This is a genomic window from Fictibacillus sp. b24, from assembly GCF_030348825.1.
Classification (GTDB): domain Bacteria; phylum Bacillota; class Bacilli; order Bacillales; family Fictibacillaceae; genus Fictibacillus.
This window is the reverse complement of record NZ_JAUCES010000005.1, coordinates 3873900-3894391: the sequence shown is the minus strand read 5'-3', so window position 1 is coordinate 3894391 and position 20492 is coordinate 3873900. Positions and strand designations below refer to the sequence as shown.

The window sequence follows — 20492 nt, the reverse complement described above, 5'->3', positions numbered from 1 at the left end:
CATAAAGCAACCATCTTTTAGATAAAGAGCCTTAATAAAACAATAAAACTTGAAAGTGTACTCTAAAAAGCTGAGATAAGAGCGATATAGGACCAGTTTTTAAGGAGAATAGCTGCACGGAACGGTATATCAAATCTTAATTCCTAAATTTCGGAGCATAATTCCGCGAATTTTATGGATAATCCCGCGAGTTTCATAATTAATCCCGCGACTTCACACCATAATCCCGCGAGTTACAAAATCAACTGCGAGCCGAGACAATCCAAGATCATCATCCTCAATCGAATATCTTCTATATATAGAAGAAACACATTCAAGTGTATAAAAGAAATATGCAAAAGAAGAAAAAGGAAGTTGAAATCACGGGATAAAGTCTCTATAATAGAAAAAGTGCGATTAGCGATAAATAAATGCAAATAAAACTTGCATTAGGCATTGCTTTTCTCTATAATAAGTAATGTTGGTCATTCACTGCGATGATCCGGAAGGTTGCTGACACACTAGGCCCCTTTGCCATGGCTGGTGACATCAGGTTGAATTTCCGCGGAGCAATGTCTGTTTATCAAAATAGGCGAATAAAGGAGGGAAAAAAATGGCAAAGCAAAAGATTCGTATCCGTTTAAAGGCGTATGATCACAGAATTCTTGATCAATCAGCTGAAAAAATCGTAGAAACTGCTAAGCGTTCAGGAGCAAAGGTATCTGGTCCTATCCCACTACCTACTGAGAAAGCGATCTACACGATCCTTCGTGCGGTTCATAAGTACAAGGACTCTCGTGAGCAGTTCGAAATGCGTACTCATAAGCGCTTGATCGATATTATCGAGCCAACACCACAAACAGTTGATTCGTTAATGCGTTTGGATCTACCGTCTGGTGTAGACATCGAAATTAAACTATAATTTCACGTTTGCTAATAAATATTTTACTTATTAATAGGAGGTGTGACGAATGACCAAAGGAATCTTAGGTAGAAAAATTGGTATGACTCAAGTTTTCGCAGAAAACGGAGATTTAATTCCAGTTACTGTAGTAGAAGTAACTCCTAACGTTGTTCTTCAAAAGAAATCCGTTGAGAATGATGGCTACGAAGCTATCCAACTTGGATTTGATGATAAAAAAGACTCTCGTACTAACAAGCCGCAAGCAGGACATGCTGCAAAAGCTAGCACGAGCCCTAAGCGCTACGTTAAAGAATTCCGTAATGTTGATGTTGCGGGATACGAAGTTGGTCAGGAAGTCAAAGCTGACATTTTTGCAGAAGGTGACGCTGTAGACGTTACTGGTACATCTAAAGGAAAAGGATTCCAAGGTGTTATCAAACGTCACGGGCAATCACGCGGGCCAATGAGCCACGGCTCCCGTTACCACCGTCGTCCTGGTTCAATGGGTGCTGTTGACCCTAACCGTGTTTTCAAAGGGAAAGCATTACCTGGACGTACTGGCGGAGATACAGTAACTGTACAAAACCTTGAAGTTGTTAGGGTTGATGCAGAACGTAATCTTCTACTAATCAAAGGTAACGTACCTGGAGCGAAAAAGAGCTACGTTACAATTAACTCTGCTGTTAAAGCAAAGGATGCTAAATAAGGAAGGAGGACAATCTGATGCCAAAAGTAGCATTATTTAAACAAGATGGTACTCAAGCTGGCGATATCGAATTAAACGAATCCGTATTCGGTATTGAACCAAATAAAAGCGTGCTTTTCGACGCTGTTATTATGCAGCAAGCATCACAGCGCCAAGGAACGCATGATGTAAAGAACCGTTCTGAAGTTGCTGGTGGTGGACGCAAGCCTTGGAAACAGAAAGGTACTGGACGTGCTCGTCAAGGATCTATCCGTTCTCCACAATGGGTTGGCGGTGGAGTGGTTTTCGGACCAACACCAAGAAGCTATTCTTACAAATTACCTAAGAAGGTTCGTCGCTTAGCTATTAAATCAGCGCTATCTTCAAAGGTTCTAGATAACGACTTGATCGTTTTAGAAGCACTTGCATTCGAAGCTCCTAAAACAAAGGAAATGAAGCAAGTTCTTGCAAATCTATCCGCAGATCGTAAAGCATTAGTTGTAACTGCTGATTACAATGACGCTGTTGCATTGTCTGCACGTAACATCCCTGGCGTAACAGTTGTTACAGCTAACGGCGTTAGTGTTCTTGACGTGTTAAACCACGACAAGCTTCTTATGACTAAAGACGCTGTGGAAAAAGTAGGGGAGGTGCTCGCATAATGGAAGCTCGTGATGTGATTAAGCGCCCCGTTATTACAGAGCGTTCTACTGAAATAATGGCTGACAAAAAATACACGTTCGAAGTAAACCCTCGTGCTACTAAGACTCAAATCAAAGGTGCACTAGAAGAAATCTTTGGCGTAAAAATTCAATCTGTTAACACTGCTAACTACAAAGGTAAGTTTAAGCGTGTAGGCCGTCATACTGGTTACACTTCTAAGCGTAAAAAAGCAGTAGTTACATTAACTCCAGAAAGCAAAGAACTCGACTTTTTTGAAGGAGTTTAAAAAGAACTCGTAAAGGAGGGAAATTACAATGGGTATCAAAAAGTTTAAACCGACAACTAACGGTCGTCGTAACATGTCTCAGCTTGATTTTGCTGAAATTACAACTGACCAACCAGAAAAATCCTTGCTTGCTCCTCTTAGCAAAAAAGCTGGGCGTAACAACCAAGGTAAACTAACAGTTCGTCACCAAGGTGGTGGACACAAGCGTAAGTATCGTATCATCGATTTCAAACGTAACAAAGATGGAATACCAGGTCGCGTTGCTACAATCGAGTACGATCCAAACCGTACAGCAAACATCGCTCTTATCCACTATGCAGATGGTGAGAAGCGTTACATCCTTGCTCCTAAAGGAATCAAAGTAGGACAAGAAATCATGTCAGGAACTGAAGCTGATATTAAAGTAGGTAACTCACTTCCATTAGCTAACATTCCTGTAGGTTCTACAATTCACAACATCGAACTTAAGCCTGGTAAAGGTGGACAATTAGCTCGTTCAGCTGGTGCTGAAGCTCAACTTCTTGGTAAAGAAGAAAAGTATGCGCTAGTTCGTCTTGGTTCTGGTGAAGTTCGTATGATCCTTCTTACTTGCCGTGCAACAATCGGTCAAGTTGGTAACTTAGAGCACGAACTTGTGAACGTTGGTAAAGCTGGTCGTTCTCGCTGGAAGGGTATCCGCCCAACAGTTCGTGGTTCTGTAATGAACCCTAACGATCACCCACACGGTGGTGGTGAAGGACGCGCTCCAATCGGACGTAAATCACCAATGTCTCCATGGGGTAAACCAACTCTTGGATATAAAACTCGTAAGAAAAATAGCCAAACTGACAAGTACATTGTACGTCGTCGCAAAAAATAATGTGATTGTCCTACGGTTCAATCGAGCCGTAGCGCAAACACAAAGGGAGGTTCTCGAATGGGTCGCAGTTTGAAAAAAGGGCCTTTTGTAGATGACCACTTGATGAAAAAGGTCGAGGCACTTAATGAATCTAACGACAAGAAAGTAGTTAAAACTTGGTCTCGTCGTTCTACGATTTTCCCTGACTTCATCGGTCACACAATCGCTGTTTATGATGGTCGTAAGCATGTGCCGGTATATTGTACAGAAGATATGGTCGGTCACAAGTTGGGTGAATTCGCTCCAACGCGTACTTACAAAGGTCACGCAGCCGATGATAAGAAAACAAGACGTTAATTGAGGGGAGGTACACAAAATGGAAGCAAAAGCAATTGCTAAACAAGTGCGTATTGCTCCTCGTAAAGCTCGCATCGTAATCGACTTGATTCGAGGTAAGCAAGTAGGTGAAGCACTTGCGATTCTACGTTTGACGCCTAAAGCAGCTTCTCCTGTAATTGAAAAGGTGCTTAAGTCTGCTATCGCAAACGCAGAACACAACTATGAAATGGAACCGAACAACTTAGTGATTAAGCAAGCGTTCGTTGATGAAGGTATTACTCTTAAGCGTTTCCGTCCTCGTGCGATGGGTCGCGCAAGCCGCATCAACAAACGTACTAGCCACATCACAATCGTTGTTTCTGAAAAGAAGGAGGGTTAAGACGTGGGTCAAAAAGTAAATCCAATAGGTCTACGTATTGGCGTCATCCGTGACTGGGATTCAAAATGGTACGCTGAAAAGGATTACGCTAATCTTTTACATGAAGACCTTAAGATCCGTTCATATATTGAAAAGCGTTTAAAAGACGCGGCTGTATCCGGTGTTGAAATCGAACGTGCAGCTAACCGTGTTAATATCACGATCAAAACTGCTAAACCAGGAATGGTAATCGGTAAAGGTGGATCTGAAGTTGAAGCACTTCGTAAAGCCCTTAACGACATCACTGGCAAGCGAGTTCATGTAAACATCTTTGAAATCAAGCAAGCTGACGTTGATGCTAAGCTAGTTGCTGAAAACATCGCTCGTCAACTTGAAAACCGTGTATCTTTCCGTCGTGCTATGAAGCAGGCGATCCAACGTGCAATGCGTATGGGTGCGAAAGGTATCAAAACACAAGTGTCAGGCCGTCTTGGCGGAGCTGATATCGCTCGTGCTGAACATTATAGTGAAGGTACAGTTCCTCTTCACACACTTCGTGCAGACATCGATTACGGTACTGCTGAAGCAGACACAACTTACGGTAAGCTTGGAGTTAAAATCTGGATTTATCGTGGTGAGGTCCTTCCAACAAGAGGAACGAAAAAAGAGGAAGGAGGCAAATAATTATGTTATTGCCAAAACGTGTTAAATATCGTCGTGAACACCGCGGTAAAATGCGTGGGAACGCAAAAGGCGGTACTGAAGTTCATTTCGGAGAATTCGGTTTGCAAGCTCTTGAAGCTAGCTGGATTACTAACCGTCAGATCGAAGCAGCTCGTATTGCGATGACTCGTTATATGAAGCGTGGCGGTAAAGTATGGATCAAAATTTTCCCGTCAAAGCCTTACACTGCAAAGCCTCTAGAAGTCCGAATGGGATCTGGTAAAGGTGCTCCTGAAGGATGGGTAGCAGTAGTTAAGCCAGGAAAAGTTATGTTTGAAATCGCAGGTGTCTCTGAAGAAGTGGCACGCGAAGCGTTGCGTCTTGCAGCACACAAACTTCCTGTAAAATGTAAGTTTGTTAAACGCGAAGAAGTGGGTGGTGACACAAATGAAGGCTAATGATATTCGTAACCTGACCACTGCAGAAGTTGAACAAAAAGCAAAAGCACTTAAAGAAGAGCTTTTTAACCTTCGTTTCCAACTAGCGACAGGTCAACTTGAAAACCCGGCCCGCATTCGTGAAGTTCGTAAAGCAATTGCCCGTGCAAAAACGGTTTTACGCGAAAGAGAGCTTGGGATTACTAACGGTTAAATCTTGAGAGGAGGTTCGCACAATGAGTGAACGTAACCAGCGCAAGGTGTACACTGGTCGTGTTGTTTCTGACAAGATGGACAAAACGATTACAGTGCTTGTTGAAACATACAAGACTCACACTTTATATAACAAACGCGTTAAATACTCTAAAAAGTTAAAAGCGCATGATGAAAACAACACTGCTAAAATTGGCGATATCGTAAAGGTTATGGAAACGCGTCCGCTTTCTAAAGACAAGCGATTCCGTTTAATCGAAGTAGTAGAAGAAGCAGTAATTATTTAATAAATTGTTCGGATTATACTCATATCCGAAAGGAGGTCCATTCGCATGATTCAACAAGAATCCCGTTTAAGAGTAGCTGATAACTCCGGTGCGAAAGAGTTACTTTGCATTAAAGTTCTTGGTGGTTCTGGTCGTAAGTACGCTAACGTTGGTGACATTATCGTTTGTTCGGTTAAGTCCGCAACACCAGGTGGCGTTGTTAAGAAAGGTGACGTTGTTAAGGCGGTAGTGGTACGTTCTAAGCGTGGTATGCGCCGTAACGACGGATCTTACATCCGCTTTGATGAAAACGCGGCTGTAATCGTTAAGGATGATAAAGGTCCTCGAGGAACTCGTATCTTCGGACCAGTAGCACGTGAACTTCGTGACAAGCAATTTATGAAAATCGTATCTCTTGCTCCAGAAGTTCTTTAATATATTTACTAGCAAGGCGTTTATTGTCTTGTAAGGAGGTGCAACATCACAATGCCATTGCATGTGAAAAAAGGCGATAAAGTACAAGTTATTTCCGGCAAGGATAAAGGCAAACAAGGTGTAATCCTTGAAGCTTATCCGAAGCTTAACAGAGTGCTTGTTGAAGGCGTGAACGTTGTTAAGAAACACGCTAAACCTTCTCAAGCTAACCCACAAGGTGGAATCCTTAGCCAAGAAGCACCAATTCATGCTTCTAACGTAATGCCTCTTGACCCTAAAACTGGTGCTCCTACTCGTGTAGGCTACAATGTAGTTGATGGGAAAAAAGTTCGTGTGGCCAAAAAATCTGGTGAAACCCTAGATAAATAAGTCTCAGAGTGAAAGGAGGACACATAATGAACCGTCTACAAGAGCGATATAAATCAGAGATCTTACCATCTCTAATGGAAAAGTTTAATTACAGTTCAGTAATGCAAGCACCAAAGATCGAAAAAATCGTTATCAACATGGGTGTTGGTGAAGCAGTATCCAACTCTAAAGTGTTAGATACAGCAGTAGAGGAACTTACAGCTATCGCTGGTCAAAAGCCTGTGATTACGCGCGCTAAGAAATCTATCGCTGGATTCAAACTTCGTGAAGGTATGCCGATCGGATCAAAAGTTACACTTCGCGGAGAGCGCATGTATGACTTCCTTGATAAGTTAATCAGCGTTTCCCTTCCACGTGTACGTGACTTCCGCGGGGTTTCCAAGAAGTCTTTCGACGGCCGCGGTAACTACACGCTAGGTGTTAAAGAACAATTGATCTTCCCGGAGATCGACTATGATAAAGTAAACAAAGTTCGCGGAATGGACATCGTTATCGTAACGACTGCGAACACTGACGAAGAAGCACGTGAGCTTCTTACACAAGTCGGAATGCCATTCCAAAAATAACCTTTAGCCAAAGGAGGTTTACCCGTGGCAAAGAAATCCATGATTGCTAAGCAACAACGCAAGCAAAAGTTCCAAGTGCAAGAATATACGCGCTGTGAACGTTGCGGGCGTCCTCATTCAGTAATCCGCAAGTTCAAACTGTGCCGTATTTGTTTCAGAGAACTTGCTTACAAAGGTCAAATTCCTGGCGTTAAAAAAGCCAGCTGGTAATACCCTGAAAAAAGGGAAGGAGGTAACTAGTAATGGTTATGACAGATCCAATTGCAGATATGCTTACTCGTATCCGCAACGCAAACACTGTTCGTCACGATAAATTGGAGCTTCCTGCTTCTAATATGAAAAAAGAAATAGCTGAAATCCTTAAGCGTGAAGGTTTTGTTCGCGATGTGGAATATGTAGAGGATAGCAAACAAGGAATGATTCGCATCTTCCTTAAGTACGGTTCTAACAACGAGCGTGTAATCTCAGGTCTTAAGCGTATCTCTAAGCCTGGTTTACGTGTTTATGCAAAATCAACTGAACTTCCACGTGTTCTTGGAGGACTTGGTATTGCGATCGTATCTACATCAAAAGGCATTATGACTGATAAAGAAGCTCGTCAATCACAAATGGGTGGCGAAGTTCTAGCGTACGTTTGGTAATAAATAGCGAATGGAGGTGTCAACATGTCTCGCGTAGGTAACAAACCGATAGAAGTTCCAGGTGGCGTTACGATCGATGTTGCTAATGACAACACGGTTTCTGTAAAAGGCCCTAAAGGTGAACTTTCTCGCAAATTCAATGCTGACATTAAGATTAATGTTCAAGATAACGAAATTACTGTGGAACGCCCGAGCGACCACAAAGAGCACCGTGCATTGCATGGTACAACTCGCAGCGTATTAAACAACATGGTAATCGGTGTAACAAATGGTTATGAAAGAGCTCTTGAAATTATCGGGGTTGGATATCGTGCTTCCAAAGCTGGTAACAAGCTTGTACTTAACGTAGGTTACTCTCACCCTGTTGAAATCGTTCCTGAGCAAGGAATCGACATCGAAGTACCTTCTAACACGAAGGTTATTGTTAAGGGTATTGACAAGCAACGTGTAGGTGAAGTTGCTGCAAACATCCGTTCAGTTCGTTCACCTGAGCCTTACAAAGGTAAAGGTATTCGTTACGAAGGTGAATTCGTTCGCCGTAAAGAAGGTAAAACTGGTAAATAAAGCCGTTAGGTAGCGGAAAGGAGTGCAAAGGATGATCACGAAAGCAGATAAGAATGTCGCTCGTAAGAAAAGACATGCTCGTGTTCGCCGCGTTGTAAGCGGAACAGCACAACGTCCTCGTTTGAACGTATTCCGTTCTACAAAGCACATCTATGCTCAATTGATCGATGATCAAGCAGGTGTAACAATTGTATCTGCATCTTCCCTTGATAAAGGTGTAAGTGTAGAAAACGGTGGAAACGTAGATGCTGCTAAAGCGATTGGTCAAGAAATCGCTAAGCGCGCAGTAGAAAAAGGAATCAAATCGGTAGTATTTGACCGAGGCGGATATTTATATCACGGACGTATTAAAGCATTAGCAGACGCAGCTCGTGAAGCTGGGTTAGAATTTTAATCGAAGGAGGGAACCTGATGCGTATCGACCCTAACAAACTTGAACTTGAAGAACGCGTCGTTACCGTTAACCGTGTAGCTAAAGTAGTAAAAGGTGGACGTCGTTTCCGCTTTGCTGCAGTAGTTGTAGTAGGTGACAAAAACGGTCACGTTGGATTCGGTACTGGTAAAGCCCAAGAGGTACCAGAAGCGATCCGTAAGGCGATTGAAGATGCTAAGAAAAACTTAGTAACTGTACCGATCGTAAAAACAACAATTCCTCACCAAGTAATTGGACGTTTTGGAGCAGGTAACGTACTTCTTAAGCCTGCATCTGAAGGTACTGGGGTAATTGCTGGTGGACCTGTACGTGCGGTATTGGAGCTTGCTGGTGTAGGTGACATCCTTTCTAAGTCACTTGGATCTAACAACCCAATCAACATGGTTCGTGCAACAATTGAAGGTTTGAAAAATTTAAAGCGTGCTGAAGATGTTGCGAAACTTCGCGGTAAATCAGTACAAGAGCTTTTAGGTTAAGGAGGGAACTTTAGATGGCTAAGAAATTAGAAATCACCCTCACTCGCAGTGTAATCGGCCGTCCGGAAAACCAACGTATCGTTGTTAAGACACTTGGTTTACGCAAAATGCACCAGACAGTTGTGCACGAAGATAACGCGGCTATCCGCGGTATGGTTAACAAGGTGTCTCACCTTTTAACAGTGAAAGAATTAGAAGCTTAAAAAGATAAATAAATCATGAGGAGGTGCTCAGATGAAACTTCATGAGTTGAAGCCATCAGAAGGATCCCGTAAAGTTCGCAACCGTGTAGGTCGCGGTATCGGATCAGGCAATGGTAAAACAAGTGGTCGTGGTCACAAAGGTCAAAACTCTCGTTCAGGCGGTGGTGTTAGACCTGGATTCGAAGGTGGACAAAATCCACTAGCACGTCGTTTACCGAAACGCGGATTCACAAACCCTACTCGTAAAGAGTATGCAGTTGTAAATCTTGAGAAACTTGTTCGTTTTGAAGAGGGCACAGAGGTTACTCCTGAACTTCTTATTGAAACTGGAGTAGTTAGCAGTCTTAAAAACGGCATCAAAGTTCTAGGTAATGGCAAGTTAGAAGTTAAGCTTACAGTTAAGGCGCACAAATTCTCTGTTTCTGCTAAAGAAGCAATTGAAGCAGCGGGCGGAACTACTGAGGTGATCTAATGTTCCAGACAATCTCCAACATTATGCGTGTGGGTGATCTGAGAAACAAGATATTGTTTACACTTGCAATGCTGGTGGTGTTCCGTCTTGGAACATTCATCCCAGTACCTGGTGTAAATCGCGACGTACTGAAATTCAGTACAGGCGACAGTGCTAACATTTTTGGTTTTTTAAATACGTTTGGCGGTGGAGCGTTACAAAACTTCTCCATTTTCGCTATGGGTATCATGCCGTATATTACAGCATCGATCATCGTGCAGCTTTTGCAGATGGACGTTGTTCCTAAATTTACGGAGTGGAGTAAGCAAGGTGAAGTTGGGCGTAAGAAATTAGCTCAGTTCACTCGCTATGGAACTATTGTTCTTGGTTTTATCCAAGCTATCGGTATGTCTATCGGTTTTAACAATCTTTTCCCAGGACTTATACAAAACCCTAGCCCGGCTACGTATCTATTTATCGCGTTAGTTTTAACTGCAGGTACTGCATTCTTAATGTGGTTGGGTGAGCAGATTACCCTTAAGGGGATTGGAAACGGAATTTCAGTTCTGATTTTTGCGGGGATTGCCGCAGCTATTCCTACAGCAGTTAACCAGCTTTTCACAACGCAATTTGAAGGCGGTAGCGATCAGTTATTCATGCATATCGTAACGGTTGTACTGCTTGCTCTTGCGATTGTACTCATTATTATGGGTGTTATCTTTATTCAACAAGGTGTTCGGAAAATCCCGATTCAGTATGCAAAACGAGTCGTTGGAACAAAGCCTGTTGGCGGCCAGTCTACTCATCTTCCGATCAAAGTTAATGCAGCAGGTGTTATCCCGGTTATCTTCGCGATTTCCTTGATCATCACGCCAAGAACTGTTGCTGGCTTCTTCGGACAGAATGATGTTACGACTTGGATTATCAACACGTTTGACTACACGAAGCCAGTCGGAATGATTATATATGCGCTCCTTATTATCGGGTTCTCGTATTTCTATACGTTTATCCAGGTAAATCCGGAGCAAATGGCGGAAAACTTAAAGAAGCAGGGTGGATACATTCCTGGCATTCGTCCAGGAGCTAACACTCAAACTTATATAACAAGAATTCTGTATCGATTAACATTTGTTGGATCTCTTTTCCTGGCTGCAATTGCAGTCCTGCCAGTTGTCTTTACAGCAATTCCAGGTTTGAACCTTCCGCCAGCCATTCAAATTGGTGGAACAAGCTTGCTGATTGTTGTAGGTGTGGCATTAGACACCATGAAGCAGATTGAGAGCCAGCTGATCAAGCGGCACTACAAAGGCTTCATTAAATAAGAGCGAGGGAAGAGTGATCTTCCCAGCCAGCTCTTTAAAAAAGACGATTGTGATTTATGGAGGGATTAGATGTATCTAGTCTTAATGGGATTGCCCGGAGCAGGTAAGGGTACTCAAGCAGAAAGAATTGTTGAGAAATACGGAATACCTCATATCTCTACTGGAGATATGTTCCGAGCAGCAATTAAAGAGGAGACTCCTCTTGGACTTGAGGCAAAATCGTACATGGATGCGGGTAACCTCGTTCCTGACGAAGTTACAATCGGTATCGTACGTGACCGACTTTCTAAAAAGGACTGCGAAAAAGGATTTTTACTAGATGGATTCCCTCGGACAGTTGCCCAAGCGGAAGCGCTGGAAGAAATCACAACTGAGCTAGGAAGAACGATTGATTATGTGTTAAACATTTCAGTAGATTCCGATCAGCTTATGCAGCGATTAACAGGTCGTCGGATTTGCCAAACATGCGGAAGCACGTATCATGTAATATTCAACCCGCCAAAGGTTGAAGGAGTATGTGATAAAGACGGCGGTACGCTTATCCAACGTCAAGATGATAATGAAGAGACCGTTCGAAACCGTTTAGATGTAAACATGAAGCAGGCTAAACCACTGCTTGATTTTTATGGTGAAAAAGGTTACCTGAAAAACGTTAATGGTGATCAGGATATCGACAAAGTCTTTCAAGACATTGACCAACTTATTGGGGGATTGGCGAAATGATAATCTGCAAAACACCGCGAGAGATTGAAATCATGCGGGAGGCAGGTCGCATTGTTGCCTTAACTCATCAAGAGTTAAAAAAACACATTAAGCCTGGCATAACTACTAAGGAACTGGACAAAATTGCTGATAAGTTTATCCGCAGCCAAGGTGCAATTCCTTCATTTAAAAACTATAATGGTTTTAGTGGAAGCATCTGTGCTTCTGTAAATGAAGAACTTGTGCACGGAATTCCAGGTAAACGCGTACTCAACCATGGCGACATTATCTCTATAGATATTGGGGCGAAGTACAATGGATACCACGGTGACTCCGCTTGGACGTATGGAGTTGGCGAGATTTCGGAAGAAGCTCAAAAACTTCTGGATGTAACCGAAGAGTCTTTGTATAAAGGACTCGAGAAAGCAAAAGCCGGTGCCCGGTTAACTGACATTTCTCATGAGATACAAAAGTATGCTGAGGATGAAGGATTTTCTGTTGTTCGCGAATACGTCGGACACGGAATAGGCCAGGACTTACATGAGGACCCGCAAATTCCTCATTATGGACCGCCTGGTAAAGGACCGGTACTGAAAAAGGGCATGGTTTTAGCAATAGAACCTATGATTAATGCGGGAACTCGCTATGTTCGAACATTATCCGATAACTGGACGGTTGTCACAACGGATGGCAAATGGTGTGCTCACTTTGAACACACGGTTGTCATTACGGAAGAAGGCTTTGAAATCTTAACAAAGATCTAAGTGAAGGTGATGAAATGGTAAGCGAATCTGATTCGGTACCGAACATAGGACAACTGGTTCGGATACTAAAAGGAAGAGACGCAGATCGGTTAGGTGTTATTGTCGGTATTCTCGATGGGCGTTTCGTCCTCGTCGCAGATGGCGACAAGCGTAAGTTTGATCGAGCCAAGCGCAAGAACCTAAACCACTTAGAACTGCTGGATTTTACTTCTCCGGAAGTTGTTAAAAGCATTCTTGAAACAGGTCGTGTAACCAATGGCAAATTGCGTTATGCAGTAGCGAAGTTTTCCGACGAGAAAGTCATTGCTCTGAAGAAGGGAGATCAAGTCGATGGCTAAAGATGATGTTATTGAGGTAGAAGGTACAGTTATTGAGCCTCTTCCGAACGCCATGTTTCGTGTTGAACTAGAAAACGGACACAAAGTTCTAGCGCACGTTTCTGGAAAGATTCGTATGCACTACATTCGAATTCTTCCAGGGGATAAAGTAACCGTAGAATTGTCTCCGTATGACTTATCACGTGGTCGTATAACGTATCGTTTTAAATAATCAATGTACTCCGTGACATAAGGAGGTTATAAAAAATGAAGGTAAGACCATCAGTCAAGCCAATATGTGAAAAATGTAAAGTGATTCGCCGCAGAGGCACTGTAATGGTGATCTGTGAAAATCCGAAACATAAACAAAAACAAGGTTAATATACAGGAGGTGCAAAAATTATGGCACGTGTTGCAGGTGTAGATATTCCTCGTGATAAGCGAGTAGTAATCTCTTTAACATACATCTTCGGTATCGGTAAAACAAAAGCACAGCAAATTCTTGCTGCAGCTGGAGTTTCTGAAGATACACGCGTTCGTGATCTTACTGAAGATGAATTAAATAAAATCCGCGAAGTCATCGATGGACATAAAGTGGAAGGTGACCTTCGTCGTGAAGTATCACTAAACATCAAGCGTCTAATCGAGATCGGAGCATATCGTGGTGTTCGTCATCGTCGTGGATTACCAGTACGTGGTCAAAACACGAAGAACAACTCCCGTACTCGTAAAGGACCTCGTCGTACAGTAGCGAATAAGAAAAAGTAAGTAAAGGAGGTAAACTCTAAATGGCAAAAGCACGTAAGACTAATACACGTAAACGTCGTGTCAAAAAGAATGTTGAAGTCGGCGTAGCACATATCCGTTCTACATTCAACAACACGATCATTACGATCACTGACACGCACGGGAACGCAATCTCTTGGGCGACTGCTGGTCACCTAGGATTTAAAGGTTCTCGTAAGTCTACTCCGTTCGCAGCACAAATGGCAGCTGAAACAGCTGGTAAAACTGCAATGGAACATGGTATGAAAACGTTGGAAGTATCCGTTAAAGGACCTGGTGCTGGACGTGAAGCAGCAATCCGTGCCCTTCAAGCGGTAGGCTTAGAAGTAACAGCTATTCGTGACGTTACTCCTGTACCTCACAACGGTTGCCGCCCGCCAAAACGCCGTCGCGTGTAACGATATACACGGTATATATTTCTATAACTTGTCTATAATGGTTATAGTAAAAGTTTTGGTAATTGATAAGTCGGAATGCCTATGGGGAATTTCGGCTGGAAATCTCCAGCCGAGATTCGACGTTTGAAGGAGGGTTCAGTTGAATGATCGAAATCGAAAAGCCAAGAATTGAGACGGTTGAAATCAGCGACGATGCCACATACGGAAAGTTTGTTGTTGAACCACTTGAACGTGGATACGGGACTACACTAGGCAACTCCTTGCGTCGTATCTTGTTGTCCTCACTACCTGGTGCAGCAGTTACATCTATTCAGATTAATGGCGTATTGCATGAGTTCTCTACAGTTGAAGGTGTAGTTGAAGATGTTACAACCATCATCTTAAACTTAAAGAAACTTGCAATGAAGATTTACTCTGATGAAGAGAAGACACTCGAAATCGATGTTCAAGGTGACGGTGTTGTAACAGCTGGCGACATCACTCATGACAGCGATGTTGAAGTCCTTAACCCGGATCTTCATATCGCAACACTAGCAAAAGGCGCTCATTTCCAAATGAAGCTTCATGCTAGACGTGGTCGTGGTTATGTACAGGCAGAAGGCAATAAACGCGAAGACCTGCCGATCGGAGTTATTCCTGTTGATTCTATTTACACACCAGTTTCTCGTGTAAACTATCAAGTGGAAAACACTCGTGTAGGACAAGTAACAAACTATGATAAGCTAACGCTTGATGTATGGACAGATGGGAGCATTCGTCCAGAGGAAGCAGTTTCTCTTGGTGCGAAGATCATTAGCGAACATTTAAACATTTTTGTTGGCTTAACAGATCAAGCTCAGAACGCTGAGATTATGGTAGAAAAAGAAGAAGACCAAAAAGAAAAAGTACTTGAGATGACGATCGAGGAACTTGATCTTTCTGTTCGTTCTTATAACTGCCTAAAGCGTGCTGGCATTAATACAGTTCAAGAACTTGCGAATAAGTCTGAAGAAGACATGATGAAAGTACGCAACCTTGGAAAGAAATCTCTTGAGGAAGTTCAAGAGAAACTTGAAGAGCTAGGTCTTTCATTACGCGCTGACGATTAATTCGTAATACGCGCTTTTTCAAGACGAGAGAGAAACGCGCAGAGGAGGGAATACAAGCATGGGATACCAAAAGTTAGGTCGTGTATCTGCGGTTCGTAAAGCAATGCTTCGTGATTTAGCTACTGATTTAATCATCAACGAGCGTATTGAAACTACAGAAGCACGTGCAAAAGAAGTTCGTAAATTTGCTGAAAAAATGATTACGCTTGGTAAGCGTGGAGACCTTCATGCTCGCCGTCAGGCTGCATCGTTCCTTCGTAACGAAGTAGCAGACGCTGAGTCTGGACAAAGATCTCTTCAAAAACTTTTCAGTGATCTTGCACCTCGCTATGCAGAGCGTAACGGTGGTTACACTCGCATCGCAAAAATCGGCCCTCGCCGTGGTGATGGTGCACCAATGGTTATCATTGAATTAGTTTAATAAAACGTATGAAAGGGCGGGATCAAGTCTTCAATGACAATCTTGCCCTTTTTTATTTTTTTCGGAAAACTATAAAACATTAGCACTGTGGGAAAGCATGGGTGCTGTTTAATATAACCCGCTGGAAATAGCTGTGGTTGAGGGGTATAGGTTAGTTAATATTTGTCGATTTATGTCGACTCGCCGACATATGAGCCAAACTCGCTGGATTATAGCTAAAACTCGCTGGAATAACCACAAAATTTCTAGGATTATTCCTGATATTTCTCGAATTAATGGGTAAATTACCCCGCCCGGTATAAGTAAAGGTGCGTCATCAGAGCTGAATCGACACTTATTATACGGAAAAATTGCAGAATAGAACCCTCAGGAAGGAACTAGCGGAGATTCATCGCTGTTCGTCATCAGAAAATGAGGTTTTTTTGATAAATCAACACCAGAATTAACAAGGTAACAAAGCTTTTAAGCTAACTACGAGCAGAGAGCAGCTTAGAATGAGCAGCAGCTAAGAGGAGGATGTCACATGGAAAACATCATTACCGTTAAAGATGTGACCTTTTATTATCCGGGAGAAGAGACACCTACACTTAAAGGTGTAACGTTAGATGTACACAAAGGGGAATGGCTTTCCATTGTAGGCCATAACGGCTCTGGGAAGTCCACGTTGGCAAAAATGTTAAACGGACTGTTGTTGCCAAACGAAGGTGCCGTTTTTGTCTCAGAATACAAGACAGAGCGCCTAGACGACATATGGGAAGTAAGAAGACAAGTGGGTATGGTCTTTCAAAACCCTGATAATCAGTTTGTTGGGACAAGCGTGCAGGACGATATTGCGTTTGGCCTTGAAAATTTCGGTGTTCCCCGTGAAGAGATGATAAAGCGTATCAGCGAAAGTGTAGAACGTGTGGGAATGGAAGCTTTCTTAAACCAGGAACCTCATCAGTTATCCGGCGGTCAGAAACAAAGGGTGGCTATTGCAGGCATCTTGGCACAGAAGCCATCTGTTATTGTACTGGATGAGGCAACATCGATGCTTGATCCGATTGGACGAATTGAAGTTATCGAGACTGTTCGGGAACTGAATAAAAAAGAAGGCATCACTGTCATTTCCATTACACATGATTTAGAGGAAGCGCTAAGTGCAGACAGAGTTGTCGTCATGAAAATGGGAGAAAAGGCAGCTGAAGGTACACCTGAGGACATCTTTCAACAGCGTGAATTGTTGAAATCGGCCGGTCTGGATTTACCGTTTTCACTAAAATTGAGTGAAGCTCTCCGCCAACAAGGTGTGGAGCTTGATAAAAGCTATTTAACGCAGGAAGAGCTGGTGAATGCATTATGGAAATTAGCATAAACCGCCTAGAACACCGCTACATGCAAGGCACTCCATTTGAGAGACGTGCGCTTCACGACATTACGCTTGATATTGGCGACGGAACGTTTCTTGCTTTGATCGGGCACACCGGTTCGGGAAAATCCACGCTCATACAACATTTTAATGGATTGTTAAAACCTTCTGCAGGTTCAATTAAAATGGGCAGCACCGAGCTCAAAGCTGGCGGTAAAAAACAAGATTTAAAACCGCTTCGAAAAAAAGCGGGAATCGTATTTCAATACCCAGAGCATCAGCTGTTTGAAGAAACAGTTGAAAAAGACATCATGTTCGGGCCGCGGAATTTTGGGGTGTCTGAAGAAGACGCAAAGAAAACAGCTGCCAACGTGATTGAAATGGTGGGTCTTCCTCAATCCGTGCTAACAAAGTCACCTTTCGACTTAAGCGGAGGGCAGATGCGCCGGGTTGCGATTGCAGGAGTCCTGGCTATAAGTCCGGAAGTGCTGATTTTAGATGAGCCTACAGCAGGACTTGACCCTTCAGGCAGAGTTGAGATCATGGAGTTGTTTTACGGCCTTCATGAAAAGAATAACCTAACAACGATCCTTGTTACTCACAGCATGGAGGATGCATCGAGGTATGCAGATGAAATCGCTGTGATGCATAAGGGTGAACTGTATCTGCATGGAAAACCTAGCGATATCTTTAATCAGCGAGAACTGCTGATTAAAGCAGGGCTAGATGTACCAGAGACCGTCCAATTCCTCAACAAATGGAATGAAGTATCAGGGCACAACCTTTCCCTATCCAGTTTTACGATTGAGGAGCTCGCTAAACAAGTGAGTCACTCCCTTAAGAAGAGGGGGGATTAATATGCTGCAAAATGTAATCATCGGGCAGTATTACCCTGCATCTTCACCATTGCATCGCATGGATTCACGTTCGAAGCTTATTGCTGCGTTCTTTTATTTGTTTATTGTTTTTCTAGCAAACAGCTGGGTGACTTACGGATTGCTTATTGCGTTTACTGCGGTCACCGTTACGATGTCTAAAGTTCCACTGCGATTTTTGTATAAAGGGTTAAAGCCAATTCTTATTCTTGTTGTGTTTACGATGCTTCTGCATGTGTTCTTAACAAAAGAAGGGGATCTGCTGTATAAAGCAGGCTTTTTAGAAATTTATGAAGGTGGAATCATTCAAGGGGTATTTATCGCGATGAGGCTTCTCCTTCTTGTCTTAATGACATCATTATTAACGTTAACAACAACACCGATTGATATAACGGATGGCTTGGAGCATCTCTTAGGACCACTTAAGAAGTGGAAACTGCCTGTTCATGAGTTTGCTCTAATGATGTCGATCTCCTTAAGGTTTATCCCGACACTTCTGCAGGAAACGGAGAAAATCATGAAAGCGCAGATGGCTCGCGGCGCTGATTTCACAAGCGGTCCGATTAAAGAAAGAGCAAAAGCTTTTGTACCGCTTTTAGTTCCTTTATTCGTTTCCTCGTTCAAACGAGCGGAAGAGCTGGCTCTTGCGATGGAAGCGAGAGGATACCGAGGCGGAGAGGGAAGAACACGCCTTAGAGCATTAGAGTGGCATAAACGAGACACATTTGCGCTTCTGCTTCTATTATTGCTGACGGCATCGTTGTTATTATTACGCAGTTAAAAGGAGATTGAACATGGCTCGTATGAAAGTAACCGTAGCTTATGACGGTACGGAGTTTGCCGGGTACCAAATACAGCCTAGCGGCAGAACGGTGCAAGGAACCATTCAAGCCGTGCTGCAAAAGATTCATAAGGGAGAGACCGTTACCATTTCTGCTTCAGGACGAACAGATGCGGGCGTACACGCTGTCGGTCAAGTGTTTCATTTTGACACAGATCTCCAAATACCGGATGAAGCGTGGGGAAAGGCTTTAAACGCTATGCTTCCAAATGATATTTTAATCAAAAAAGCAGAGCAGGTTGAGAGCACGTTTCATTCCCGATTTTCGGCTCTCAGCAAAGAATATCACTATAAGCTGCTCATAAGGAAACAACCAGATGTGTTCATCCGAAACCATATGTTTCATTATCCATATCCTTTGAACGTGGAAGATATAAAACGTGCGGCGAAGTTATTTTTAGGCACACATGATTTTACATCGTTTTCTTCTGCCAAATCAGAAGTGGCGGACAAAGTTCGTACTATTTTTGAATTGGATGCTGTTGAAGAAGGTAACACGCTCGTTTTCAAGATCAGAGGCAGCGGCTTTTTGTATAACATGGTTCGCATCATCGTTGGCACGCTTTTAGAAGTTGGACAAGGTAAGAGAAAACCAGAAGAGATCTCTGCGATTTTAGAGGGGAAAGACCGGTCGCTTGCCGGCAAAACGGCTCCTGCTCATGGTCTCTATTTATATCAAGTGAATTACGAAGAGAAAACGGAATAATATTTAGGATACGCTTGACATCGTTGTTTATATATTATAAGATATTATTTGGTATTTCTAAAGATATCGTCCACATGCCCCGGAGATATTTTGGGAAATGTTCACATTAAATATAATTGAAATTGATTGAAGATACAGGAGGGAAAACACATGCGTACGACTTTCATGGCGAAAGCTTCTGAAGTAGAACGTAAATGGTTTGTGATCGACGCTGAAGGCAAGACTCTTGGACGTCTATCCAGTGAAGTTGCTTCTATCCTTCGCGGTAAGCATAAGCCTATTTATACACCACACGTTGACACTGGTGATCACGTGATCATCATCAACGCAGAAAAGATCGAATTAACAGGTAAAAAATTAACAGACAAAATTTATTACCGCCACACTGGTCACCCAGGTGGACTTCGTACGAGAACTGCATTAGAAATGCGTACAACTCGTCCGGTCCAAATGCTTGAATTAGCAATCAAAGGTATGCTTCCAAAGAACAGCCTTGGTCGCCAAATGTTCAAAAAGCTTCACGTATATGCTGGAGCTGAGCACAACAATCAAGCACAAAAACCTGAAAACTACGAGTTACGCGGATAAAAAAGGAGGGTATTTACGTGGCACAAGTACAATATTATGGCACTGGACGTCGTAAGCACTCCGTAGCGCGTGTACGATTAGTTCCTGGTGAAGGCCGTATCGTTATCAACGGACGTGACATTGACGAATTTTTCGGATTAGAAACATTAAAGCTTATCGTTAAGCAACCACTTAACACAACTGAAACAACTGATAAGTATGACGTATTAGTAACTGTTCATGGCGGTGGATACACTGGACAAGCAGGAGCTATCCGTCACGGTATCTCTCGTGCGCTTCTAGAAGCAGATCCTGAGTACCGCGGATCTCTTAAAGCAGCTGGATTCCTTACTCGTGACGCTCGTATGAAAGAGCGTAAGAAGTACGGACTTAAAGGCGCTCGTCGTGCACCTCAGTTCTCAAAACGTTAATCTTTATTACGTTTATATCAAAACCCTGTTCTCTTCGTAGAGCGGGGTTTTTATATGTATTGAGGCTGATTCGGGATAATTGAGTCTGAATTGGAATTATTGAGTCTAATCTAATGACAAATCATAAATCCCCCTTTGCTGAGTGAGTAATGGGCTT

37 protein-coding genes are annotated in these 20492 nt (G+C 42.9%); all 37 read left to right on the top strand.

Annotated elements, in window-relative coordinates; genetic code table 11:
- Positions 1 to 592 precede the first annotated feature (592 nt).
- The 37 genes from rpsJ to rpsI all read left to right on the top strand — a co-directional run bounded on the left by rpsJ (position 593) and on the right by rpsI (position 20335).
- Complete coding sequence (gene rpsJ, locus QUF49_RS20620) at positions 593 to 901, top strand: 30S ribosomal protein S10 (RefSeq protein WP_053356198.1); 309 nt, start codon at positions 593 to 595, stop codon at positions 899 to 901.
- A gap of 49 nt (positions 902 to 950) precedes the next feature.
- On the top strand, positions 951 to 1589 hold the full coding sequence (rplC, locus tag QUF49_RS20615) for a 50S ribosomal protein L3 (protein ID WP_066237965.1): 639 nt from the start codon (positions 951 to 953) through the stop codon (positions 1587 to 1589).
- 17 nt (positions 1590 to 1606) lie between these two features.
- Positions 1607 to 2230 (top strand): 50S ribosomal protein L4, encoded by a 624-nt coding sequence (gene rplD, locus QUF49_RS20610; RefSeq protein ID WP_289497522.1) that lies wholly within the window; start codon positions 1607 to 1609, stop codon positions 2228 to 2230.
- Positions 2230 to 2517: a 50S ribosomal protein L23 gene (rplW, locus tag QUF49_RS20605; protein ID WP_066390671.1), complete on the top strand. Its 288-nt coding sequence runs from the start codon at positions 2230 to 2232 to the stop codon at positions 2515 to 2517. The genes rplD and rplW overlap by 1 nt, the downstream gene beginning before the upstream one ends.
- 28 nt (positions 2518 to 2545) lie before the next feature.
- A complete protein-coding gene (gene rplB / locus QUF49_RS20600) occupies positions 2546 to 3376 on the top strand; it encodes a 50S ribosomal protein L2 (RefSeq protein WP_066390675.1) in 831 nt (276 codons plus the stop codon).
- A 57-nt stretch (positions 3377 to 3433) separates the two neighbouring features.
- Positions 3434 to 3712, top strand: a complete 279-nt coding sequence (rpsS, locus tag QUF49_RS20595) for a 30S ribosomal protein S19 (protein WP_066237951.1) — start codon at positions 3434 to 3436, stop codon at positions 3710 to 3712.
- Positions 3713 to 3731: 19 nt separating this feature from the next.
- The gene (rplV, locus tag QUF49_RS20590) at positions 3732 to 4073 is read left to right on the top strand and encodes a 50S ribosomal protein L22 (RefSeq protein ID WP_066237948.1); all 342 of its coding nucleotides are present in this window, start codon (positions 3732 to 3734) and stop codon (positions 4071 to 4073) included.
- 3 nt (positions 4074 to 4076) lie between these two features.
- Positions 4077 to 4736 (top strand): 30S ribosomal protein S3, encoded by a 660-nt coding sequence (gene rpsC / locus QUF49_RS20585; protein WP_066237945.1) that lies wholly within the window; start codon positions 4077 to 4079, stop codon positions 4734 to 4736.
- 2 nt (positions 4737 to 4738) lie between these two features.
- The gene (rplP, locus tag QUF49_RS20580) at positions 4739 to 5173 is read left to right on the top strand and encodes a 50S ribosomal protein L16 (protein WP_066237943.1); all 435 of its coding nucleotides are present in this window, start codon (positions 4739 to 4741) and stop codon (positions 5171 to 5173) included.
- On the top strand, positions 5163 to 5366 hold the full coding sequence (gene rpmC, locus QUF49_RS20575; RefSeq protein WP_066237940.1) for a 50S ribosomal protein L29: 204 nt from the start codon (positions 5163 to 5165) through the stop codon (positions 5364 to 5366). Before rplP ends, rpmC begins: the two co-directional genes overlap by 11 nt.
- A 22-nt stretch (positions 5367 to 5388) precedes the next feature.
- Entirely contained in the window at positions 5389 to 5652 is a 264-nt protein-coding gene (gene rpsQ, locus QUF49_RS20570; RefSeq protein WP_289497519.1) for a 30S ribosomal protein S17, read from the top strand.
- A gap of 45 nt (positions 5653 to 5697) precedes the next feature.
- Positions 5698 to 6066 (top strand): 50S ribosomal protein L14, encoded by a 369-nt coding sequence (gene rplN / locus QUF49_RS20565; RefSeq protein WP_066237936.1) that lies wholly within the window; start codon positions 5698 to 5700, stop codon positions 6064 to 6066.
- A gap of 57 nt (positions 6067 to 6123) precedes the next feature.
- Positions 6124 to 6435: a 50S ribosomal protein L24 gene (gene rplX, locus QUF49_RS20560; RefSeq protein ID WP_066294477.1), complete on the top strand. Its 312-nt coding sequence runs from the start codon at positions 6124 to 6126 to the stop codon at positions 6433 to 6435.
- Between the two features lie 26 nt (positions 6436 to 6461).
- The gene (gene rplE / locus QUF49_RS20555) at positions 6462 to 7001 is read left to right on the top strand and encodes a 50S ribosomal protein L5 (protein WP_289497518.1); all 540 of its coding nucleotides are present in this window, start codon (positions 6462 to 6464) and stop codon (positions 6999 to 7001) included.
- Between the two features lie 24 nt (positions 7002 to 7025).
- Positions 7026 to 7211 (top strand): 30S ribosomal protein S14, encoded by a 186-nt coding sequence (rpsN, locus tag QUF49_RS20550; protein ID WP_066237928.1) that lies wholly within the window; start codon positions 7026 to 7028, stop codon positions 7209 to 7211.
- A gap of 32 nt (positions 7212 to 7243) precedes the next feature.
- Positions 7244 to 7642: a 30S ribosomal protein S8 gene (rpsH, locus tag QUF49_RS20545; RefSeq protein ID WP_066237923.1), complete on the top strand. Its 399-nt coding sequence runs from the start codon at positions 7244 to 7246 to the stop codon at positions 7640 to 7642.
- A 24-nt stretch (positions 7643 to 7666) separates the two neighbouring features.
- A complete protein-coding gene (rplF, locus tag QUF49_RS20540; protein ID WP_066237919.1) occupies positions 7667 to 8206 on the top strand; it encodes a 50S ribosomal protein L6 in 540 nt (179 codons plus the stop codon).
- Between the two features lie 31 nt (positions 8207 to 8237).
- The gene (rplR, locus tag QUF49_RS20535; RefSeq protein WP_066237916.1) at positions 8238 to 8600 is read left to right on the top strand and encodes a 50S ribosomal protein L18; all 363 of its coding nucleotides are present in this window, start codon (positions 8238 to 8240) and stop codon (positions 8598 to 8600) included.
- A 14-nt stretch (positions 8601 to 8614) separates the two neighbouring features.
- Positions 8615 to 9115, top strand: a complete 501-nt coding sequence (gene rpsE, locus QUF49_RS20530) for a 30S ribosomal protein S5 (RefSeq protein WP_066237913.1) — start codon at positions 8615 to 8617, stop codon at positions 9113 to 9115.
- Positions 9116 to 9129: 14 nt separating this feature from the next.
- On the top strand, positions 9130 to 9318 hold the full coding sequence (gene rpmD, locus QUF49_RS20525; RefSeq protein ID WP_066237910.1) for a 50S ribosomal protein L30: 189 nt from the start codon (positions 9130 to 9132) through the stop codon (positions 9316 to 9318).
- Positions 9319 to 9349: 31 nt separating this feature from the next.
- Entirely contained in the window at positions 9350 to 9790 is a 441-nt protein-coding gene (gene rplO / locus QUF49_RS20520) for a 50S ribosomal protein L15 (RefSeq protein WP_066237907.1), read from the top strand.
- Positions 9790 to 11091: a preprotein translocase subunit SecY gene (gene secY / locus QUF49_RS20515; protein WP_289497516.1), complete on the top strand. Its 1302-nt coding sequence runs from the start codon at positions 9790 to 9792 to the stop codon at positions 11089 to 11091. The genes rplO and secY overlap by 1 nt, the downstream gene beginning before the upstream one ends.
- A 69-nt stretch (positions 11092 to 11160) precedes the next feature.
- Positions 11161 to 11814, top strand: a complete 654-nt coding sequence (locus QUF49_RS20510) for an adenylate kinase (protein WP_289497515.1) — start codon at positions 11161 to 11163, stop codon at positions 11812 to 11814.
- A complete protein-coding gene (gene map, locus QUF49_RS20505; RefSeq protein ID WP_289497514.1) occupies positions 11811 to 12557 on the top strand; it encodes a type I methionyl aminopeptidase in 747 nt (248 codons plus the stop codon). The genes QUF49_RS20510 and map overlap by 4 nt, the downstream gene beginning before the upstream one ends.
- A 14-nt stretch (positions 12558 to 12571) precedes the next feature.
- Positions 12572 to 12895, top strand: a complete 324-nt coding sequence (locus QUF49_RS20500; RefSeq protein WP_066390694.1) for a KOW domain-containing RNA-binding protein — start codon at positions 12572 to 12574, stop codon at positions 12893 to 12895.
- A complete protein-coding gene (infA, locus tag QUF49_RS20495) occupies positions 12888 to 13106 on the top strand; it encodes a translation initiation factor IF-1 (protein WP_066237890.1) in 219 nt (72 codons plus the stop codon). Before QUF49_RS20500 ends, infA begins: the two co-directional genes overlap by 8 nt.
- A 35-nt stretch (positions 13107 to 13141) precedes the next feature.
- A complete protein-coding gene (gene rpmJ / locus QUF49_RS20490) occupies positions 13142 to 13255 on the top strand; it encodes a 50S ribosomal protein L36 (RefSeq protein WP_007203526.1) in 114 nt (37 codons plus the stop codon).
- 21 nt (positions 13256 to 13276) lie between these two features.
- Positions 13277 to 13642 carry a 30S ribosomal protein S13 gene (gene rpsM / locus QUF49_RS20485; RefSeq protein ID WP_066237886.1) on the top strand — a complete coding sequence of 122 codons (366 nt, stop codon included), beginning with the start codon at positions 13277 to 13279 and terminating at the stop codon, positions 13640 to 13642.
- 20 nt (positions 13643 to 13662) lie between these two features.
- A complete protein-coding gene (rpsK, locus tag QUF49_RS20480) occupies positions 13663 to 14058 on the top strand; it encodes a 30S ribosomal protein S11 (protein WP_066237883.1) in 396 nt (131 codons plus the stop codon).
- 143 nt (positions 14059 to 14201) lie between these two features.
- Entirely contained in the window at positions 14202 to 15146 is a 945-nt protein-coding gene (locus tag QUF49_RS20475; protein WP_289497513.1) for a DNA-directed RNA polymerase subunit alpha, read from the top strand.
- Positions 15147 to 15204: 58 nt separating this feature from the next.
- Complete coding sequence (gene rplQ, locus QUF49_RS20470; protein ID WP_066237878.1) at positions 15205 to 15567, top strand: 50S ribosomal protein L17; 363 nt, start codon at positions 15205 to 15207, stop codon at positions 15565 to 15567.
- Positions 15568 to 16090: 523 nt separating this feature from the next.
- A complete protein-coding gene (locus tag QUF49_RS20465) occupies positions 16091 to 16921 on the top strand; it encodes an energy-coupling factor ABC transporter ATP-binding protein (protein ID WP_289497512.1) in 831 nt (276 codons plus the stop codon).
- On the top strand, positions 16906 to 17772 hold the full coding sequence (locus QUF49_RS20460; RefSeq protein ID WP_289497511.1) for an energy-coupling factor ABC transporter ATP-binding protein: 867 nt from the start codon (positions 16906 to 16908) through the stop codon (positions 17770 to 17772). The genes QUF49_RS20465 and QUF49_RS20460 overlap by 16 nt, the downstream gene beginning before the upstream one ends.
- A 1-nt stretch (position 17773) precedes the next feature.
- Entirely contained in the window at positions 17774 to 18571 is a 798-nt protein-coding gene (locus QUF49_RS20455; protein WP_289497510.1) for an energy-coupling factor transporter transmembrane component T family protein, read from the top strand.
- Positions 18572 to 18584: 13 nt separating this feature from the next.
- A complete protein-coding gene (gene truA / locus QUF49_RS20450) occupies positions 18585 to 19337 on the top strand; it encodes a tRNA pseudouridine(38-40) synthase TruA (RefSeq protein ID WP_289497508.1) in 753 nt (250 codons plus the stop codon).
- Positions 19338 to 19487: 150 nt separating this feature from the next.
- Positions 19488 to 19925 (top strand): 50S ribosomal protein L13, encoded by a 438-nt coding sequence (rplM, locus tag QUF49_RS20445; RefSeq protein ID WP_066237860.1) that lies wholly within the window; start codon positions 19488 to 19490, stop codon positions 19923 to 19925.
- Between the two features lie 17 nt (positions 19926 to 19942).
- A complete protein-coding gene (gene rpsI / locus QUF49_RS20440; protein WP_066237857.1) occupies positions 19943 to 20335 on the top strand; it encodes a 30S ribosomal protein S9 in 393 nt (130 codons plus the stop codon).
- Positions 20336 to 20492: the final 157 nt, after the last annotated feature.

Coding starts and splice junctions, on each gene's coding strand:
- rpmC (WP_066237940.1), top strand. CDS start 5,163: ATGAAGGCTAATGATATTCGTAACCTGACCACTGCAGAAGTTGAACAA.
- QUF49_RS20475 (WP_289497513.1), top strand. CDS start 14,202: ATGATCGAAATCGAAAAGCCAAGAATTGAGACGGTTGAAATCAGCGAC.
- rpsH (WP_066237923.1), top strand. CDS start 7,244: ATGGTTATGACAGATCCAATTGCAGATATGCTTACTCGTATCCGCAAC.
- QUF49_RS20465 (WP_289497512.1), top strand. CDS start 16,091: ATGGAAAACATCATTACCGTTAAAGATGTGACCTTTTATTATCCGGGA.
- rplW (WP_066390671.1), top strand. CDS start 2,230: ATGGAAGCTCGTGATGTGATTAAGCGCCCCGTTATTACAGAGCGTTCT.
- rplP (WP_066237943.1), top strand. CDS start 4,739: ATGTTATTGCCAAAACGTGTTAAATATCGTCGTGAACACCGCGGTAAA.
- map (WP_289497514.1), top strand. CDS start 11,811: ATGATAATCTGCAAAACACCGCGAGAGATTGAAATCATGCGGGAGGCA.
- rpsS (WP_066237951.1), top strand. CDS start 3,434: ATGGGTCGCAGTTTGAAAAAAGGGCCTTTTGTAGATGACCACTTGATG.
- rplB (WP_066390675.1), top strand. CDS start 2,546: ATGGGTATCAAAAAGTTTAAACCGACAACTAACGGTCGTCGTAACATG.
- QUF49_RS20500 (WP_066390694.1), top strand. CDS start 12,572: ATGGTAAGCGAATCTGATTCGGTACCGAACATAGGACAACTGGTTCGG.
- rplN (WP_066237936.1), top strand. CDS start 5,698: ATGATTCAACAAGAATCCCGTTTAAGAGTAGCTGATAACTCCGGTGCG.
- rplC (WP_066237965.1), top strand. CDS start 951: ATGACCAAAGGAATCTTAGGTAGAAAAATTGGTATGACTCAAGTTTTC.
- rplR (WP_066237916.1), top strand. CDS start 8,238: ATGATCACGAAAGCAGATAAGAATGTCGCTCGTAAGAAAAGACATGCT.
- truA (WP_289497508.1), top strand. CDS start 18,585: ATGGCTCGTATGAAAGTAACCGTAGCTTATGACGGTACGGAGTTTGCC.
- rplV (WP_066237948.1), top strand. CDS start 3,732: ATGGAAGCAAAAGCAATTGCTAAACAAGTGCGTATTGCTCCTCGTAAA.
- rpsK (WP_066237883.1), top strand. CDS start 13,663: ATGGCAAAAGCACGTAAGACTAATACACGTAAACGTCGTGTCAAAAAG.
- QUF49_RS20455 (WP_289497510.1), top strand. CDS start 17,774: ATGCTGCAAAATGTAATCATCGGGCAGTATTACCCTGCATCTTCACCA.
- rpmD (WP_066237910.1), top strand. CDS start 9,130: ATGGCTAAGAAATTAGAAATCACCCTCACTCGCAGTGTAATCGGCCGT.
- rplM (WP_066237860.1), top strand. CDS start 19,488: ATGCGTACGACTTTCATGGCGAAAGCTTCTGAAGTAGAACGTAAATGG.
- rplF (WP_066237919.1), top strand. CDS start 7,667: ATGTCTCGCGTAGGTAACAAACCGATAGAAGTTCCAGGTGGCGTTACG.
- rplD (WP_289497522.1), top strand. CDS start 1,607: ATGCCAAAAGTAGCATTATTTAAACAAGATGGTACTCAAGCTGGCGAT.
- rplO (WP_066237907.1), top strand. CDS start 9,350: ATGAAACTTCATGAGTTGAAGCCATCAGAAGGATCCCGTAAAGTTCGC.
- QUF49_RS20460 (WP_289497511.1), top strand. CDS start 16,906: ATGGAAATTAGCATAAACCGCCTAGAACACCGCTACATGCAAGGCACT.
- rplE (WP_289497518.1), top strand. CDS start 6,462: ATGAACCGTCTACAAGAGCGATATAAATCAGAGATCTTACCATCTCTA.
- secY (WP_289497516.1), top strand. CDS start 9,790: ATGTTCCAGACAATCTCCAACATTATGCGTGTGGGTGATCTGAGAAAC.
- rpsM (WP_066237886.1), top strand. CDS start 13,277: ATGGCACGTGTTGCAGGTGTAGATATTCCTCGTGATAAGCGAGTAGTA.
- QUF49_RS20510 (WP_289497515.1), top strand. CDS start 11,161: ATGTATCTAGTCTTAATGGGATTGCCCGGAGCAGGTAAGGGTACTCAA.
- rpsQ (WP_289497519.1), top strand. CDS start 5,389: ATGAGTGAACGTAACCAGCGCAAGGTGTACACTGGTCGTGTTGTTTCT.
- rplQ (WP_066237878.1), top strand. CDS start 15,205: ATGGGATACCAAAAGTTAGGTCGTGTATCTGCGGTTCGTAAAGCAATG.
- rpsJ (WP_053356198.1), top strand. CDS start 593: ATGGCAAAGCAAAAGATTCGTATCCGTTTAAAGGCGTATGATCACAGA.
- rpmJ (WP_007203526.1), top strand. CDS start 13,142: ATGAAGGTAAGACCATCAGTCAAGCCAATATGTGAAAAATGTAAAGTG.
- infA (WP_066237890.1), top strand. CDS start 12,888: ATGGCTAAAGATGATGTTATTGAGGTAGAAGGTACAGTTATTGAGCCT.